14 protein-coding genes are annotated in these 16,215 nt (G+C 59.3%); 11 read left to right on the forward strand and 3 right to left on the reverse strand.

Annotation, left to right across the window (positions count from 1 at the left end):
• Positions 1-124: 124 nt before the first annotated feature.
• Complete coding sequence (locus ACP7EW_RS18490) at positions 125-2,128, forward strand: M3 family metallopeptidase (protein WP_426218774.1); 2,004 nt, start codon at positions 125-127, stop codon at positions 2,126-2,128.
• A 2-nt stretch (positions 2,129-2,130) separates the two neighbouring features.
• Here ACP7EW_RS18490 and ACP7EW_RS18495 read toward each other — a convergent pair whose 3' ends face one another.
• A complete protein-coding gene (locus tag ACP7EW_RS18495) occupies positions 2,131-2,778 on the reverse strand; it encodes a tyrosine-protein phosphatase (protein WP_426218776.1) in 648 nt (215 codons plus the stop codon).
• 231 nt (positions 2,779-3,009) lie between these two features.
• Here ACP7EW_RS18495 and ACP7EW_RS18500 point away from each other — a divergent pair, with 231 nt between their 5' ends.
• From ACP7EW_RS18500 to ACP7EW_RS18525, 6 genes are all read left to right on the forward strand, one after another.
• Complete coding sequence (locus ACP7EW_RS18500) at positions 3,010-3,762, forward strand: gluconate 2-dehydrogenase subunit 3 family protein (protein ID WP_033900409.1); 753 nt, start codon at positions 3,010-3,012, stop codon at positions 3,760-3,762.
• A gap of 2 nt (positions 3,763-3,764) precedes the next feature.
• Positions 3,765-5,549 carry a GMC family oxidoreductase gene (locus ACP7EW_RS18505; protein WP_028618627.1) on the forward strand — a complete coding sequence of 595 codons (1,785 nt, stop codon included), beginning with the start codon at positions 3,765-3,767 and terminating at the stop codon, positions 5,547-5,549.
• 12 nt (positions 5,550-5,561) lie between these two features.
• On the forward strand, positions 5,562-6,860 hold the full coding sequence (locus ACP7EW_RS18510; protein ID WP_426218778.1) for a c-type cytochrome: 1,299 nt from the start codon (positions 5,562-5,564) through the stop codon (positions 6,858-6,860).
• 81 nt (positions 6,861-6,941) lie between these two features.
• Positions 6,942-8,000, forward strand: coding sequence for a PA0069 family radical SAM protein (locus ACP7EW_RS18515; protein ID WP_426218780.1), 1,059 nt, complete (start codon positions 6,942-6,944; stop codon positions 7,998-8,000).
• A gap of 227 nt (positions 8,001-8,227) precedes the next feature.
• Complete coding sequence (locus tag ACP7EW_RS18520) at positions 8,228-8,959, forward strand: carbonic anhydrase (protein ID WP_033899200.1); 732 nt, start codon at positions 8,228-8,230, stop codon at positions 8,957-8,959.
• Between the two features lie 85 nt (positions 8,960-9,044).
• Positions 9,045-10,586, forward strand: a complete 1,542-nt coding sequence (locus ACP7EW_RS18525) for a SulP family inorganic anion transporter (RefSeq protein ID WP_426218782.1) — start codon at positions 9,045-9,047, stop codon at positions 10,584-10,586.
• Between the two features lie 127 nt (positions 10,587-10,713).
• On the opposite strand, the gene ACP7EW_RS18530 is transcribed toward ACP7EW_RS18525, so the two are convergent.
• On the reverse strand, positions 10,714-11,361 hold the full coding sequence (locus ACP7EW_RS18530) for a hypothetical protein (protein ID WP_269132404.1): 648 nt from the start codon (positions 11,359-11,361) through the stop codon (positions 10,714-10,716).
• A gap of 367 nt (positions 11,362-11,728) precedes the next feature.
• Here ACP7EW_RS18530 and coxB point away from each other — a divergent pair, with 367 nt between their 5' ends.
• From coxB to ACP7EW_RS18550, 4 genes are read left to right on the forward strand one after another with little or no spacing between them, the layout of a single operon-like run.
• On the forward strand, positions 11,729-12,856 hold the full coding sequence (coxB, locus tag ACP7EW_RS18535; protein ID WP_033899206.1) for a cytochrome c oxidase subunit II: 1,128 nt from the start codon (positions 11,729-11,731) through the stop codon (positions 12,854-12,856).
• 58 nt (positions 12,857-12,914) lie between these two features.
• Positions 12,915-14,501 (forward strand): cytochrome c oxidase subunit I, encoded by a 1,587-nt coding sequence (gene ctaD / locus ACP7EW_RS18540; RefSeq protein WP_426218784.1) that lies wholly within the window; start codon positions 12,915-12,917, stop codon positions 14,499-14,501.
• Between the two features lie 21 nt (positions 14,502-14,522).
• Entirely contained in the window at positions 14,523-15,074 is a 552-nt protein-coding gene (locus tag ACP7EW_RS18545; RefSeq protein WP_038851106.1) for a cytochrome c oxidase assembly protein, read from the forward strand.
• 35 nt (positions 15,075-15,109) lie between these two features.
• Positions 15,110-15,997 (forward strand): cytochrome c oxidase subunit 3, encoded by an 888-nt coding sequence (locus ACP7EW_RS18550; RefSeq protein WP_426218786.1) that lies wholly within the window; start codon positions 15,110-15,112, stop codon positions 15,995-15,997.
• A gap of 6 nt (positions 15,998-16,003) precedes the next feature.
• On the opposite strand, the gene ACP7EW_RS18555 is transcribed toward ACP7EW_RS18550, so the two are convergent.
• A complete protein-coding gene (locus ACP7EW_RS18555) occupies positions 16,004-16,207 on the reverse strand; it encodes a twin transmembrane helix small protein (RefSeq protein ID WP_016978774.1) in 204 nt (67 codons plus the stop codon).
• Positions 16,208-16,215 lie beyond the last annotated feature (8 nt).

Raw genomic sequence — 16,215 nt, forward strand, 5'->3', positions numbered from 1 at the left:
CAATGTTGATGTCTTCGCCCTGAAACAAAAATTTCAGGGCGAAGAGCGTTAAGCATTTACACCCTTCTCTGCTGTGGCGTGTTCCAGGATGACAACTCCCTGTTGTTGTCTTCAAGGAAGCACCATGCCCGACCCCAATCCCTTGTTGCAGGATTATCACCTGCCGCCTTTCTCGGCTATTCGTGCCGAACACCTTGTGCCTGCCATTGACGCGATCGTGCTGCACAGTCGCGACGAGGTAGCCCGCATCATTGCCAGCCAGCGACACCACCCAAACTGGGATGATTTGATGTTGGCGATGGAAGCCGTTACCTCCCGCATTGACGAGGTGCTAACGGTGATTTACATCCTCGACATTGCCAATACCGACCCAAAGTGGTTGGAGGCCAGTGCGCAGGCCACGTTTCGCGCCTCAGCGTTCACTCAAGAGCTGACGAGTAATCAAAGGCTGTACGACTGCTACAAAGCATTGGCCGCGAGTTCACCTGCGGCGCTGTTTGACGCGTCCCGCCAGAGCTTGCTGAAGCGCACGCTGCAAAAATTTCGGCTGGCCGGAATCGAGCTGGAACCGGCTGTGCAGAAAACACTGGTGACGCTCGACCATAAAATTGCCGGTCTCCAACAATTGTTCCTGGCCCGACTGGAACAGGCTAACAATGCGTGGCGCAAACACGTCACCGATGAATCGCGATTGCAGGGACTCACCCCGACCCTCAAAGCACGGATGGCGCAGAAGGCGAGAGCGGCTAACTTGCAGGGTTGGCTGATTACCCTGAATGAAGAGATTTACCGGGAATGCATGGCTTACGCACAGGATCGAGCATTGCGAGAGGAGATTTTCGTCGCCTACAACACGCGTGCTTCTGATCTGGGCCCGCACGCTGGGCAGTTCGACAATGGGCCCTTTTTGCAAATGCTGAGGGTCAGCCGTCATCAGAAAGCCACGCTATTGGGTTACGCCAATTTTGTTCAATTGGCGCTTGAACTCCAAATGTTGGAGACTGCTGATCAAGTCCTGGATTTTATTCGTGACCAAGTTTCGGCATCACGCACAGACTTTGCAAATGACAAACAAGTGCTTGAGGCGTTGGGGCATGAGCTTGGATTAGCAAGCTTGCAGCCCTGGGATTTCGCTTTCCTGGCGCAAATCATCCGGCAAAGAACCAGCGGGGTTTGCGAAGATGATCTGCGCGTATATTTTCCTCTTGAGAACACCTTGTCTCAGCTATTTGCGCTTGTGAAGCAACTGTTTGGTATCGAAATCAGCGAGCTTTATGGCTTCGACGCTTGGGCTTCCGGGGTCCGGCTCTTTCAGGTTTCAGAGCATGGTGAAGTGCTGGGGCAGATCTTTTTTGTGCCGTTCAGGCAAAAAGACGGGGATTATCCCTACGCAATATCGTTAAAAAACCGCTGGACAACGGCTGAGAGTCGCAGGGTGCAAACGATGGCGGTGCTGTTCACTCAGTTTGAAGGTACCCCCGATGAACCGTGTTTGCTCGGACATCGGCAACTCAAGATCCTTTTTCATGAGTTCGGTCACTGCTTCCAGCACATGATGATGGGCTTAGGCTATCGCACCAAAATGGGCGTCGATGATGTGGGCATGGACAGTGCGGAATTTTGCGGTCAATTCTTTGAACGCTGGTGTGATTCACCCGAATGCCTAGTCTGGCTTTCCAGTCATCACGAAACGAGCGGGAATTTGCCTGAGACGTCAGCCCGGCAGCAAGTGGCGTATGCCAACACCCAGACCTCTTGGGAGCGTGCAGAGTCATTGACCATGGCGTTGTTTGATATCGAAGTGCACCGCACCCAAGGCGATGGCCGTAGTATTGAGCAGGTATTCGCGAGTGCCAACCGTGAAGTCGGGCACCTTCCGGCGCTGGACGCTGTGCGTTACGCCAATGGCTTCAGCCACATCGTGTCGGGATATGAAAGCGGATTTTATGCCTACCAATGGTCTGAAGTGCTGGCACGTGCAGCCTTCAAAAGGTTTGAGCAAGAGGGTGTGTTCAACCCGCAGACGGGTCGTGCGTTTCGCGAGCTCGTGCTTGCTCCCGGTCACTCTCGATCGTTGGTTGAATCGGTTCGGTTATTTTTAGACGTAACACCCGGCAACGCAGTTTGAATTCAGGAGCCAGTGTTGGCAGTGTTCATCCAACTCTTCATCGAACACAGGGCGAAGGCACTGGTGCTGCATTCTCCATTGAGTAACGCATGGCGTAACTTGGCGACATCGGCCCTCATCATGTAGCGAACACCGTCTTTGAAGCCATTGCTGGTGCCGAAGCCGCCCAAGGTCATCTCGTTCAACGCTTCCTCCTTGCTCCACCCCTGAATCACCACCCGATACATTGCCGCCATCAGGCCGGTACGGTCAGAGCCGTGCTTGCAATGCATCAGCACCGGGCCGTTGGTTTCGGCTTCCTGGATGGCTCTCAGCGCCGCCAGCACGTCGGAATCATCCACATGGTTGGTGCGATAAGTCAGCTGTACCTGGCGGATATCGGGGGATTTGAGCCAGTCGGCATCGGATTCCGGCAGGAAATTGATCACGGTGCCGATCTTGAGCTTTTCCAGCAGGGGCGCTGCGTTACTGTCCGGTAGCGCGCTGCGATAAAGCATGGGTGTCATCTGGTGAAGGTTGTATTGATTACCCACCGGTTGTGCCCACTCGGGGGAACGGATGGAAATCGGCTCGTCGGCTTGAGCGAAGGCACTGGAAAACAGCGCGATGAACACGAGGCCGAAGGCCGGCAGCCATTGATTCTTGAGCATGGGTGACATGACCGAGCAGGAGATAGCTGAATGCCACTCAGGTTGGTCCAAGGGGGGTCAACGATGTGTGAGGACGCCGTCAAAGAACCGTGAATCCTCAGTCTTTAGTCGCTGAAGCGCTTCTCTCGATGCATAGCCTGCTATCATTTGTAACCATTGATTGCCGAAAAAAGCCAAGCCGCTCACCAGAAGCCGGCTGATAAACCCGTGACCACATGATGAGGTGCCACCATGTCTGATCAAGATCAAGACAACCCCCGGCGTGACTTTCTGCGCAAATCCTTGACCTTGATCCCGGTGGTCACGGTTGCCAGCACCGGCCTTGGCGGCTCGATGCTGATGGCCACGCCTGAGCCGGCCCAGGCCGCGCCGGCCAAGCCTAAAGCCAGCGAAAAGGCCTACGAGCCCACGTATTTCACCGCCGAGGAATGGGCGTTTATCAACGCCGCTGTCGCGCAGCTGATTCCCGCCGATGCCCAAGGCCCAGGTGCCCTGGAAGCGGGTGCGCCGGAATACATTGACCGCCAGATGAACACGCCATACGCCAGCGGTGCCCTGTGGTTCATGCAAGGTCCGTTCAACGCGGATGCGCCGCCGGAGATGGGCTGGCAGAGCAAATTGGTGCCCAAGGAGATCTATCGTTTGGGCATTGCCGCGACGGATGCTTGGTCGAAAGCCTTCAACGGCAAAGTTTTTGCTGCGCAAGACAGCGCTACCCGAGACGATATGTTGCGCCGTCTGGAGGCTGGCGGCGGTGAGGTAACAGCGCATTTCGAGGCGGTGCCGCCCAAGATGTTCTTCAACTTGTTGTTGCAAAACACCAAGGAAGGCTTCTTCTGCGACCCGATCCACGGTGGCAACAAAGGCATGGTCGGCTGGACCATGATCGGCTTCCCCGGCGCTCGCGCCGACTTCATGGACTGGGTTGAACGCAACGAGCAATACCCCTTCCCGGCAGTTTCCATCCGCGGCGAGAGGGCTTAAACGTGGCGACCATCATGAAGAAAGTCGATGCAGTGATCGTAGGTTTTGGTTGGACCGGCGCGATAATGGCCAAGGAGCTGACGGAAGCCGGCCTGAACGTGGTAGCGCTGGAGCGCGGCCCGATGCAGGACACTTACCCGGACGGCAACTATCCCCAGGTCATCGACGAATTGACCTACAGCGTGCGTAAAAAACTCTTCCAGGACATTTCTAAAGAGACGGTGACCATTCGCCATAGCGTGAATGACGTCGCCCTGCCCAACCGTCAGTTGGGTGCGTTCCTGCCGGGCAATGGTGTAGGCGGCGCGGGTCTGCATTGGTCGGGCGTGCATTTTCGTGTCGACCCGATCGAGTTGCGCATGCGCAGCCACTACGAGGAACGCTACGGCAAGCACTTCATTCCCAAGGACATGACCATCCAGGACTTTGGCGTGAGCTACGAAGAGCTGGAGCCGTTCTTCGACTACGCAGAAAAAGTCTTCGGCACCTCCGGCCAAGCCTGGACCGTGAAAGGCCAATTGGTTGGCGAAGGCCGAGGCGGTAACCCCTATGCGCCGGACCGCTCCAACCCATTCCCATTGGAGTCGCAAAAAAACACCGTCTCCGCGCAACTGTTTCAGAAAGCGGCTAGCGAAGTGGGTTACAAACCCTACAACCTGCCATCAGCCAATACCTCGGGGCCTTACACCAACCCCTATGGCGCCCAGATGGGCCCGTGCAACTTCTGCGGTTTTTGCAGCGGCTACGTCTGCTACATGTATTCCAAAGCCTCGCCGAACGTGAACATCCTGCCAGCGCTGCGCCAGGTGCCGAACTTTGAACTGCGGCCCAATTCCCACGTGCTCAAGGTCAATCTCGACAGCACCAAGAGCAAGGCCACGGGTGTGACGTACATCGACGCCCAGGGCCGGGAGTGCGAGCAACCGGCGGATCTGGTGATCCTCGGCGCGTTCCAATTCCATAACGTGCGCTTGATGCTGCTCTCCGGTATCGGCAAGCCCTACGACCCGATCACCAACGAGGGCGTGGTGGGCAGGAACTTCGCCTACCAGAACATGGCGACCATCAAGGCGTTCTTTGACAAGGACACCCACACCAACAACTTCATCGGCGCGGGCGGCAATGGCGTGGCCATCGATGACTTCAACGCCGACAACTTTGACCACGGGCCCCATGGCTTTGTGGGCGGTTCGCCGATGTGGGTCAACCAGGCCGGTAGCCGGCCGATTGCCGGTACGTCCAACCCGCCGGGCACCCCAGCCTGGGGCAGTGCCTGGAAGCGTGCCACCGCCGATTACTACACCCACCAAGTGTCGATGGATGCTCACGGTGCCCATCAATCCTACCGGGGTAACTACCTGGATCTGGACCCGGTGTACCGTGATGCCTACGGCCAGCCGTTGCTGCGGATGACATTCGACTGGCAGGAAAACGACATCAAGATGAACCGTTTCATGGTCGAGAAAATGGGCAAGGTCGCTGAGGCGATGAACCCCAAGGCCATTGCCGTGCTCGGCAAAAAAGTCGGCGAGCACTTCAACACGGCGTCGTACCAGACCACCCATTTGAACGGTGGCGCGATTATGGGCACCGATCCTAAAACCAGTGCGTTGAACCGCTACCTGCAATGCTGGGATGTGCACAACGTGTTTGTCCCAGGCGCATCCGCTTTCCCACAAGGCTTGGGCTACAACCCTACAGGGCTGGTGGCGGCGTTGACCTATTGGTCGGCGCGGGCCATCCGCGAGCAGTACCTGAAAAACCCCGGCCCGCTGGTTCAGGCATAAGGAGCGATGACCATGAAAGCACTTGTTATCGCGACCTTCGCGCTTTTCAGCAGCTGCTCTGTCAGCGCCGCTGAAACGGACTTGATCAAGCAAGGTGAATACCTGGCCCGCGCGGGTGACTGCGTGGCTTGCCACACTGCCAAAGGTGGTAAACCCTTTGCTGGCGGCCTGCCAATGGAAACCCCGATTGGCGTAATCTATTCCACCAACATCACCCCGGACAAGACCGGCCTGGGCGACTACAGCTTCGAGGACTTCGACAAGGCTGTGCGCCATGGCATCGCCAAGAGCGGTAGTACGCTTTACCCGGCGATGCCCTACCCGTCTTACGCACGCGTCAGCGACAGCGACATGCAGGCGTTGTATGCGTACTTCATGAAAGGTGTCGAGCCCGTCGCCCAGGAGAACAAGGCCAGCGACATTCCGTGGCCCCTGAGCATGCGCTGGCCGTTGGCGGCATGGCGCTGGATGTTTGCGCCTTCAGTCGAGGAGCATCAGGCCCAAGCCGCGGCCGACCCGGTGATCAGCCGGGGCGCCTACCTGGTGGAAGGCCTTGGCCATTGCGGTGCGTGCCACACGCCACGGGCGTTGACCATGCAGGAAAAAGCCCTGAGTGCCACTGACGGCAACGCCTTCCTGTCCGGCAGCGCGCCGCTGGAAGGTTGGATCGCCAAGAGCCTGCGCGGTGACCACAAGGATGGCCTCGGCAGCTGGAGCGAGGAGCAACTGGTGCAGTTCCTCAAGACCGGCCGCAGTGACCGCAGCGCGGTATTTGGTGGCATGAGCGACGTTGTCGTCCACAGCATGCAGTACATGTCGGAAAATGACCTGACCGCTATCGCCCGTTACCTCAAGAGCCTGCCGGCGGTGGATCCCAAGGATCAGCCGCACCAGTACGACAAGCAAGTGGCCGAGGCATTGTGGAAAGGCGATGACAGCCAGCGCGGCGCCTCGGTGTATATCGACAACTGCGCGGCCTGCCACCGTACCGATGGCCATGGATACACGCGGGTGTTCCCGGCGCTGGCGGGCAACCCGGTGTTGCAGACGGCGGATGCCACGTCGTTGATCAACATCGTGTTGAACGGCGGCACCTTGCCGGCGACCCACACGGCACCGTCGACCTTCACCATGCCGGCGTTCGCCTGGCGGTTGTCGGACCAGGAAGTGGCGGATGTGGTCAGTTTCATCCGTGGCAGCTGGGGCAATCAGGGCGCGCCGGTGAAGGCCAGCGATGTGAAGGACCTGCGCCACAACGACATGCGCACTACCTCCGGTGATGACCTGGGGCAAGTGACGCAGAAGCACTGAGGCTTGCCTGACCGCCAAACGGCACTGGTCAGAACCCTCGCGCCTCGATACTGTATATAAAAACAGTATCGAGGCGCTTTCATGTCTACTCCGCTGCCGCCCCGTGGTAGGGGCACTGCCACCAACCTGCATAACCGCTTTGCGCCTACGGTGAGCGTGGCCGAGGACGATGGCTGGTTTCAGGAAGTGCCACCGACCCAGGGCACCGAAGTGCGTATCGAGACGGCCAAGAGCATCATCACCCGCAATAACTCGCCGGACTTGCCGTTCGATCGTTCCATCAACCCCTATCGTGGCTGCGAGCACGGCTGCATCTACTGCTATGCGCGGCCCAGTCATGCCTATTGGGACATGTCGCCGGGGTTGGATTTCGAAACCAAACTGATCGCCAAGACCAATGCCGCGGACGTGCTGGAGCAGCAGCTTTCGAAGCCGGGTTATGTGTGTGCGCCGATCAACCTGGGTTCCAATACCGACCCGTACCAGCCGATCGAGCGTGAGTACAGGATTACCCGGCAAACCCTCGAAGTGCTGCTGCGTTATCGGCATCCGGTGACCATCATCACCAAGGGCTCGCTGATTTTGCGCGACCTGGACCTGCTCACCGAGTTGGCGCGCCAGCGATTGGTGGCGGTAATGATCAGCCTCACCAGCCTGGACGAGGAACTCAAGCGCATCCTGGAGCCGCGCACGGCGGCGCCCAAGGCGCGGTTACGGGCGATTCGGGTGATGCGTGAGGCGGGGATTCCGGTGGGTGTGCTGTGTTCGCCGATGATCCCGATGATCAACGACAGCGAATTGGAGAGCCTGCTGACCGAGGCCCATGCCGCTGGCGCGCAAAGCGCGGCGTACATGATGTTGCGCCTGCCGCTGGAGGTGGCGCCGCTGTTCGAGGAGTGGCTGGCGGCGCATTACCCGCAACGGGCGGCCCATGTGATGAGTCTGGTGCGCCAGGTGCGTGGCGGTGAGGTGTATGACAGCCGTTTTGGCGTACGCATGCGCGGTGAAGGGCCGTTTGCCGATTTGCTGGCCCAGCGCTTCAGCAAGGCGATCAAGCGCCTGGGGCTCGATCGACGGGAAGGTTTTAATCTGGACTGCACGGCCTTTTGCCCACCGGGCAGGCAGATGGCTTTGTTGTAGACTGAAGAGGAAAGGTTTGCCTTTCTTGTAGGAATGGTCTCACTTTGACATCACTGAAACCCGCGATCTAGAGCGGTTCATTCAGTTTGAGTTAAGTTTCGACGGTTACCTTGTTCAGCGAGTGACTGATGAGTCGGCGGCCCGGTTTTGAGGCGTTTGCAACTGTTCTCCTGACCCGGCGTCGAACTGACCTGAAAGCTCCCCTGCATTAATCAAGAGGATGAATCATGAGTGACCAGGATAAACAGCCGTTGGCTGCGTCGGCTTCAGCCCCTCAGGTGGCGGAAACCGCCGATGCAGCGCTTAAGCATATCGTTGACGGCTTTTTGCATTTCCATCACGACGTCTTCCCCCAGCAGGAAGAACTGTTCAAGAAACTCGCCACGGCCCAGAGCCCACGGGCGATGTTCATCACGTGCGCCGACTCGCGCATCGTGCCCGAGCTGATCACCCAGAGTTCGCCTGGCGACCTGTTTGTGACACGTAACGTCGGTAACGTGGTGCCGCCTTACGGCCAGATGAACGGCGGTGTGTCCACGGCCATCGAGTACGCGGTGCTGGCCCTGGGCGTGCAGCACATCATCGTCTGCGGGCACTCCGATTGCGGCGCCATGCGTGCGGTACTCAACCCCGCCAGCCTGGAGAAGATGCCAACAGTCAGGGCCTGGTTGCGGCATGCCGAAGTTGCCAAGTCCATGGTTGAAGACAACTGTGACTGCGCCAACGAAGGCGAGAGCATGAAGGTGCTGACCGAAGAAAACGTCATCGCCCAACTGCAACATTTGCGCACCCACCCTTCCGTGGCTTCGCGGATGGCCAATGGTCATTTGTTTATCCATGGTTGGATCTACAACATCGAGACCAGTGAAATCCGGGCCTACGATGCGGACCAGTCAGCGTTCCGCTCGTTGAGCGGCGACGGGCCGATTCCTTCCGCGACGCCTAAAGCGCGCTTCTAAAACACTTCCCTGCCGGGTAAAGCGGTGGCTGCCATGGACGCAGCCAGGCTTTGCCGCGCCCGGCGAATGCCTCGGGAGAGTCATCATGCGTGCTGCTCAATTGAAAGCTGTATTGCCACGGGAGCTGCTCGCCTCGGTGGTTGTGTTTCTGGTCGCCCTGCCCCTGTGCATGGGGATCGCGATTGCCTCTGGCATGCCGCCGGCAAAAGGTCTGATCACCGGGATCATCGGTGGCCTGGTGGTGGGTTGGCTGGCAGGCTCGCCGCTGCAGGTCAGTGGCCCTGCGGCTGGCCTGGCGGTGTTGGTGTTCGAGCTGGTGCGTCAGCACGGCATGCTGATGCTGGGGCCGATCCTGTTGTTGGCGGGCTTCCTGCAATTGGTGGCCGGGCGTTTGCGCCTGGGCTGCTGGTTCCGCGTCACGGCACCGGCGGTGGTGTACGGCATGCTGGCGGGGATTGGCGTGCTGATTGTGCTGTCCCAGATTCACGTGATGCTCGACGGCGCGCCCAAGCCTTCCGGGCTGGATAACCTGGCGGGGTTCCCGGCGGCGTTGGCCGAGGCGATCCCAACCCTGGGCGGCGGCCTGGGGTGGCAGGCGGGATTGCTAGGGTTGTCGACCATGCTGGTGATGTACGCCTGGGACAAATTGCGCCCGCAGCGCCTGCGCTTTGTGCCGGGCGCCTTGTTGGGTGTGGGCCTGACCACTGTGGTCAGCCTGGTACTGGCGCTGCAGGTCAAGCGCGTGGAAGTCCCGGAAAACCTCGCCGACGCTATCGACTGGCTGCGCCCCAGTGACTTGCTGAACCTGGCCGATCCGCAACTGCTGATCGCCGCTTTTGCCGTAGCGTTTATCGCGAGTGCTGAAACCCTGCTTTCCGCTGCGGCGGTGGACCGCATGCACAGTGGTCAGCGCTCTGATTTCGATAAGGAATTGTCCGCCCAAGGCGTAGGCAACATGCTCTGTGGTCTGGTCGGTGCCTTGCCGATGACCGGTGTAATCGTGCGCAGCTCGGCCAACGTGCAGGCCGGTGCGACCACCCGTCTGTCGGCTATGTTCCACGGCCTGTGGCTGCTGGCGTTCGTGCTGTTGCTGTCGAGTGTGCTGCAAAGCATTCCGGTGGCGAGCCTGGCGGGTGTGTTGGTGTACACCGGGATCAAGCTGGTGGACATCAAGGCGTTCAAGGCGCTGGGGCGCTATGGACGGATGCCGATGTTTACCTATGCGGCCACGGCGTTGGCGATCATCTTTACCGACCTGCTGACCGGCGTGCTGGTGGGCTTCGGGTTGACGTTGGTCAAGTTGGCGTTCAAGGCGTCACGCCTGAAAGTGAGCCTGATCGATTTGCCCCAGGAAGGCGAAATGGAGTTGCGTCTGACGGGCGCGGCGACCTTCTTGAAAGTGCCGGCGCTGACCCAGGTGCTGTCCACCGTGCCTGCGGGGACTACCCTGCATGTGCCATTGAGCAACCTGAGTTACATCGACCATTCCTGCTTGGAGCTGCTGGAGGAATGGGGTCGGGCCAATGCGGCCAAGGGCTCGACGCTGGTGATCGAGGCGCGTGGGTTGAAGCGAAGGCTGGAAGGTCGGGTCAGGATGACGACGGGGATAGGTTCCGCAGCCGTCTGACCACCCAATAACAATGTGGGAGCGGGCTTGCTCGCGAATGCGGAGTGCCAGTCACTGAAAAATTGACTGATCCACCGCTTTCGCGAGCAAGCCCGCTCCCACATTTGTTCTTCACCCGCCTCGAGATTTAGGCCGGCTGATCCAACGCCAACTCAACCCCCAACTGCCGCGACAGGCACGGCCAGCGCTTCCACGCCGCTTCCGTGTCCGGGCTTTTGAGCGTCTCGCGGTAAGCCTCCACCGACTCCAGCGCAAAGCTGTCTTCGTTGAGCATTTCATCCACCGCGTGGTGCACCGCTTCATCCAACTGATTGGCGAAGGTTTCGCCAATCAGTTGGTGGGCGATGACATTGGCCACCGTGGTATCTGCCGGAATCAACGGCTGGCCAAAGTGCTTGATATACAGATCATTTACCTCTTCAACCAATCGATGCGCCAGGTAGGCCTCGTCCAGCAGGCCGTCGAGCCCTTCGTGGCCGGCCAGGATCGCGGGCGGTTGCAGGAAGAAATGCTCGGCAATCTTTAGCACCGGCTTGATCTGGCTTTCGATTCCGGCTTCGCGGGCCACGTCGTTGGCGGCGTCCAGCAAATCCGGGACGAGGTCGATGTAGGCGCTGACAAAGCGGGTCATGACGATGTTGCGATCACCGTCTGCCAGGGAAATGGCCGAATGCAGGTGCGGCAATTGTTTTTCCAGTTGCTGGGCAAGCTGGCCCGTGCTGGCTTCGTGTTGATGGGCACGGGAAATCTGCTCGCGCAATGCGGCGGTGTTCATGAAAGCTCCAGTGATGCAGGCGTAGGAAAAGGGAGAGGATAAGGTAGCTCGTTTATACGAGCGCCTAAGACGCATTTGTCATAATTATTTCATGGTTATGCGCCCGCGTTATATCGAATTGCCATCGTTCGTCGGATAAACGATTCCGCCCCCGGTTTTATTAGCCCTGACCACCCATTTCTACTCATTTGCCCCTACACATTGCGGGGTTGCAGAGCCTGTCTATACTCGGATTTGTACGCGATTAGCTGATGACGCCAGACTGCATAAGCAGGCAAGGCAAGGCGGTTGTAAGCAGTATGGAAGCCGCTCCCTTCGACGCAGGTGCAAACCGGCGGGATAACAAGAACGATAAGGGGAACCCGCAATGATGCGACATCCACACGTTTGGATGGGCCTCCTGTTGTGGTCAGTATTCGGCCAGGCACATGCCGCCTGGACAACGAATATGGCGCCAGGGGCGACAGAAGTCAGTCACGCTGTGTTCGACCTGCACATGACCATTTTCTGGATCTGTGTGGTGATCGGCATCATCGTGTTTGGCGCGATGTTCTGGTCGATGATCGTTCATCGCCGGTCCACGGGCCAGGTCGCGGCCAAGTTCCACGAGAGCACCACCGTGGAAATCCTCTGGACCGTCGTGCCCTTGCTGATCCTGATCGCGATGGCCATTCCGGCCACCAAGACCCTGATCAATATCTACGACAGCAGTGAGTCGGATATCGATATCCAGGTCACTGGCTACCAGTGGAAGTGGCATTACAAATACCTGGGCCAGGACGTGGAGTTCTTCAGCAACCTGGCTACGCCCGCCGAACAGATCCATAACCAGGCCACCAAGGGCGAGCACTACCTATTGGAAGTCGACCAGCCGCTGGTGCTGCCGGTGGGTGCCAAGGTGCGCTTTCTGGTGACGGCCGCCGACGTGATCCACTCCTGGTGGGTGCCGGCCTTTGCGGTCAAGCGCGACGCCATTCCCGGGTTCGTCAACGAGGCCTGGACCCGCGTCGAGAAACCCGGCATCTACCGTGGCCAGTGCGCCGAACTGTGCGGCAAGGACCACGGCTTCATGCCCATCGTGGTCGAGGTCAAGTCCAAGGCCGACTACGAGACCTGGCTCGGCGAGCGCAAGGAAGAGGCGGCCAAGCTCAAGGAGCTGACCTCCAAAGAGTGGACGCTGGAAGAGCTGGTGGCTCGTGGCGACAAGGTCTACCACACCACCTGCGTGGCCTGTCACCAGGCCGAAGGCCAGGGCCTGCCGCCGATGTTCCCGGCGCTCAAGGGCTCCAAGATTGCGACCGGCCCGGCGGCTGACCACCTGAGCATTGTCTACCACGGCAAGCCTGGCACCGCGATGGCGGCCTTCGGTAAGCAACTCTCGGAAGTGGACATCGCCGCCGTAGTGACCTACGAGCGCAATGCCTGGGGCAACAACAAAGGCGACATGGTCACGCCTAAAGACGTGCTGGCCATCAAGCAGGCGGAAAGCAAATGACCTCTCTCAAGGCGTTTACCCCGACCCGCCCCGCCCACCCGCTTGCAGGAGAACGGCCATGAGCGCTGTGATCGATGACCATGGTCACGCCGGCCATGCCCACGGCCCCGCCAAGGGGTTGATGCGCTGGGTGCTGACCACCAACCACAAAGACATCGGCACCATGTACCTATGGTTCGCCTTTGCCATGTTCCTGCTTGGCGGCTCGTTCGCCATGGTGATCCGCGCCGAGCTGTTCCAGCCCGGCCTGCAGATCGTGCAGCCGGCGTTCTTCAACCAGATGACCACTATGCACGGGCTGATCATGGTGTTCGGCGCGGTGATGCCGGCATTCGTCGGCCTGGCCAACTGGATGATCCCGTTGATGATTGGCGCGCCCGACATGGCCCTGCCGCGCATGAACAACTTCAGTTTCTGGTTGTTGCCGGCGGCGTTCCTGCTGCTGGTTTCAACGCTGTTTACGCCCGGCGGAGGGCCGAACTTCGGCTGGACCTTCTACGCGCCGCTCTCCACTACCTACGCGCCGGAAAGCGTGACGTTCTTTATCTTCGCGATCCACCTGATGGGCATCAGTTCGATCATGGGCGCGATCAACGTGGTCGCCACCATCCTCAACCTGCGTGCGCCGGGCATGACCTTGATGAAAATGCCGCTGTTCGTCTGGACCTGGCTGATCACCGCGTTCCTGCTGATCGCGGTGATGCCGGTGCTGGCGGGCTGCGTGACCATGATGCTGATGGATATCCACTTCGGCACCAGCTTCTTCAGTGCGGCCGGCGGCGGTGACCCGGTATTGTTCCAGCACGTGTTCTGGTTCTTCGGCCACCCTGAGGTGTACATCATGATCCTGCCGGCCTTCGGCGCCGTCAGCTCGATCATTCCGACCTTCTCGCGCAAGCCGCTGTTCGGCTACACCTCGATGGTCTACGCCACGGCGAGCATCGCCTTCCTGTCGTTTATCGTGTGGGCGCACCACATGTTCGTGGTGGGCATCCCGCTGGTGGGCGAGTTGTTCTTCATGTACGCGACGCTGCTGATCGCCGTGCCCACGGGGGTGAAGGTGTTCAACTGGGTCAGCACCATGTGGCAAGGCTCGCTGACGTTCGAGACGCCGATGCTGTTTGCGGTGGCCTTTGTGATCCTGTTCACCATCGGCGGGTTCTCCGGGCTGATGCTGGCGATTGCCCCGGCGGACTTCCAGTACCACGACACCTATTTCGTGGTGGCGCATTTCCATTACGTACTGGTGCCAGGCGCGATCTTCGGCATCTTCGCCTCAGCCTACTACTGGTTGCCGAAATGGACCGGCCACATGTACGACGAAACCCTGGGCAAGCTGCACTTCTGGCTGTCTTTCGTGGGCATGAACATGGCGTTTTTCCCGATGCACTTCGTTGGGCTGGCGGGCATGCCGCGCCGGGTGCCGGACTACAACCTGCAGTTCGCCGACTTCAATATGGTCTCGTCGATTGGCGCGTTCATGTTCGGCGCCACGCAGATCTTCTTCCTGTTCATTGTGATCAAGTGCATCCGTGGCGGTACACCCGCACCGGCCAAGCCTTGGGACGGCGCCGAAGGCCTGGAGTGGAGCGTCCCCTCGCCTGCGCCGTACCACACCTTCACCACCCCGCCGGAGGTCAAATGAACAGGATGACGGGAGGCTGCCATGGCTGAGTCCGTGCCCACCAAGCGCCTGGTCACCCGCCTGCTGATCCTGGTGGTGGCGATGTTCGCCTTCGGCTTTGCACTGGTGCCGATCTACGACGTGATGTGCAAGGCGTTCGGCATCAACGGCAAGACGGCCGGGCAGTACGAGGGCTCGCAGGTGGTGGACCCAACGCGTCAGGTGCGTGTGCAGTTTTTGTCCACCAACGCCATCGACATGGTCTGGGATTTTTACGCCAAGGCTGACGAAGTGGTGGTCAATCCGGGGGCGGTGACCGAGATGCTATTTGTGGCCCACAACCCCACCGACAAGCCGATGACGGCCCAGGCCGTGCCCAGTATTTCCCCGGCCGAAGCGGCGATGTACTTCCACAAGACCGAGTGCTTTTGCTTCACCCAGCAAGTGTTGCAACCGGGCCAGCGCATCGAGATGCCGGTGCGTTTCATTGTCGACCGCGACATGCCCAAGGATGTGAAGCATCTGACCCTGGCGTACACGCTGTTTGATATCACTGCGCGCCAACCGCCGGTGGCTGCCCACAGCGGCGGCTAGCTACTGTTTGCCCCCTCAATCAGGAGAGCGAATACATGTCGTCTCATGATACGTACTACGTACCAGCGCAAAGCAAATGGCCAATAATTGCCACGTTTGGCCTGTTGATCACGGTGTACGGGCTGGGTCTGTGGTTCAACGACCTCAAGGCCGCGCGGGCGGAATCCAACGGCCCGTGGATCTTTTTCGTCGGTGGGCTGTTACTGGCCTACATGCTGTTCGGCTGGTTCGGCGCGGTGATCAAGGAAAGCCGCGCCGGTTTGTACAGTTCGCAGATGGACCGCTCGTTCCGCTGGGGCATGACCTGGTTCATCTTTTCCGAGGTGATGTTCTTTATCGCCTTCTTCGGTGCGCTGTTTTACGTGCGCCACATGTCGGCGCCCTGGCTGGCGGGTGAAGGTTCAAAGGGCGTAGCGCACATGTTATGGCCGAACTTCGAGTTTGCCTGGCCGTTGCTGAATAACCCCGACCCGAAAATGTACCCGGCACCGGAAGGCACTATCAGCCCGTGGGGCCTGCCGCTGGTGAACACCATTCTGCTGGTGAGTTCCAGCGTGACCATCACCATCGCCCACCACGCGCTGCGTAAAGGCCATCGTGGTGCGCTGAAACTCTGGCTGGCGATTACCGTGCTGCTGGGTCTGGCGTTCCTGGGATTTCAGGCCGAGGAATACATCCACGCCTATAAAGAACTGGGCCTGACTTTGGGCTCAGGGGTGTATGGCGCGACGTTCTTCATGCTCACTGGGTTCCATGGTGCCCACGTCACCATCGGCACGATCATTCTGTTCGTGATGCTGATGCGCATCCTCAAGGGGCATTTCAACGCCGAGCACCAGTTCGGTTTCGAAGCGGCCAGTTGGTATTGGCACTTTGTGGATGTGGTGTGGATCGGCCTGTTTTTCTTCGTCTATGTGCTGTGACGCTCCCTACCACGGTGCATGAGACACCAGTTGGCCGCTGAAAAAGCCCCAGGCGATCAGTGCCACGGTGATCACGGCCAGTACGACACGCACGGTCAAGGCAGTGACGAGGCGATTGGAGTTGCCCTCGTCCTTGACCAGGAAGAACAAGCCACTGAACAGGCTCACGACGGTCGCGATCAGCATCAGGGCAATAGCGGCTTTGAGCATGGTCGGGC

This window comes from Pseudomonas sp. DWRC2-2, assembly GCF_049897885.1.
GTDB lineage: Bacteria > Pseudomonadota > Gammaproteobacteria > Pseudomonadales > Pseudomonadaceae > Aquipseudomonas > Aquipseudomonas azotoformans_A.

Coding starts and splice junctions, on each gene's coding strand:
- ACP7EW_RS18490 (WP_426218774.1), top strand. CDS start 125: ATGCCCGACCCCAATCCCTTGTTGCAGGATTATCACCTGCCGCCTTTC.
- ACP7EW_RS18495 (WP_426218776.1), bottom strand. CDS start 2,778: ATGCTCAAGAATCAATGGCTGCCGGCCTTCGGCCTCGTGTTCATCGCG.
- ACP7EW_RS18500 (WP_033900409.1), top strand. CDS start 3,010: ATGTCTGATCAAGATCAAGACAACCCCCGGCGTGACTTTCTGCGCAAA.
- ACP7EW_RS18510 (WP_426218778.1), top strand. CDS start 5,562: ATGAAAGCACTTGTTATCGCGACCTTCGCGCTTTTCAGCAGCTGCTCT.
- ACP7EW_RS18515 (WP_426218780.1), top strand. CDS start 6,942: ATGTCTACTCCGCTGCCGCCCCGTGGTAGGGGCACTGCCACCAACCTG.
- ACP7EW_RS18520 (WP_033899200.1), top strand. CDS start 8,228: ATGAGTGACCAGGATAAACAGCCGTTGGCTGCGTCGGCTTCAGCCCCT.
- ACP7EW_RS18525 (WP_426218782.1), top strand. CDS start 9,045: ATGCGTGCTGCTCAATTGAAAGCTGTATTGCCACGGGAGCTGCTCGCC.
- ACP7EW_RS18530 (WP_269132404.1), bottom strand. CDS start 11,361: ATGAACACCGCCGCATTGCGCGAGCAGATTTCCCGTGCCCATCAACAC.
- coxB (WP_033899206.1), top strand. CDS start 11,729: ATGATGCGACATCCACACGTTTGGATGGGCCTCCTGTTGTGGTCAGTA.
- ctaD (WP_426218784.1), top strand. CDS start 12,915: ATGAGCGCTGTGATCGATGACCATGGTCACGCCGGCCATGCCCACGGC.
- ACP7EW_RS18545 (WP_038851106.1), top strand. CDS start 14,523: ATGGCTGAGTCCGTGCCCACCAAGCGCCTGGTCACCCGCCTGCTGATC.
- ACP7EW_RS18550 (WP_426218786.1), top strand. CDS start 15,110: ATGTCGTCTCATGATACGTACTACGTACCAGCGCAAAGCAAATGGCCA.
- ACP7EW_RS18555 (WP_016978774.1), bottom strand. CDS start 16,207: ATGCTCAAAGCCGCTATTGCCCTGATGCTGATCGCGACCGTCGTGAGC.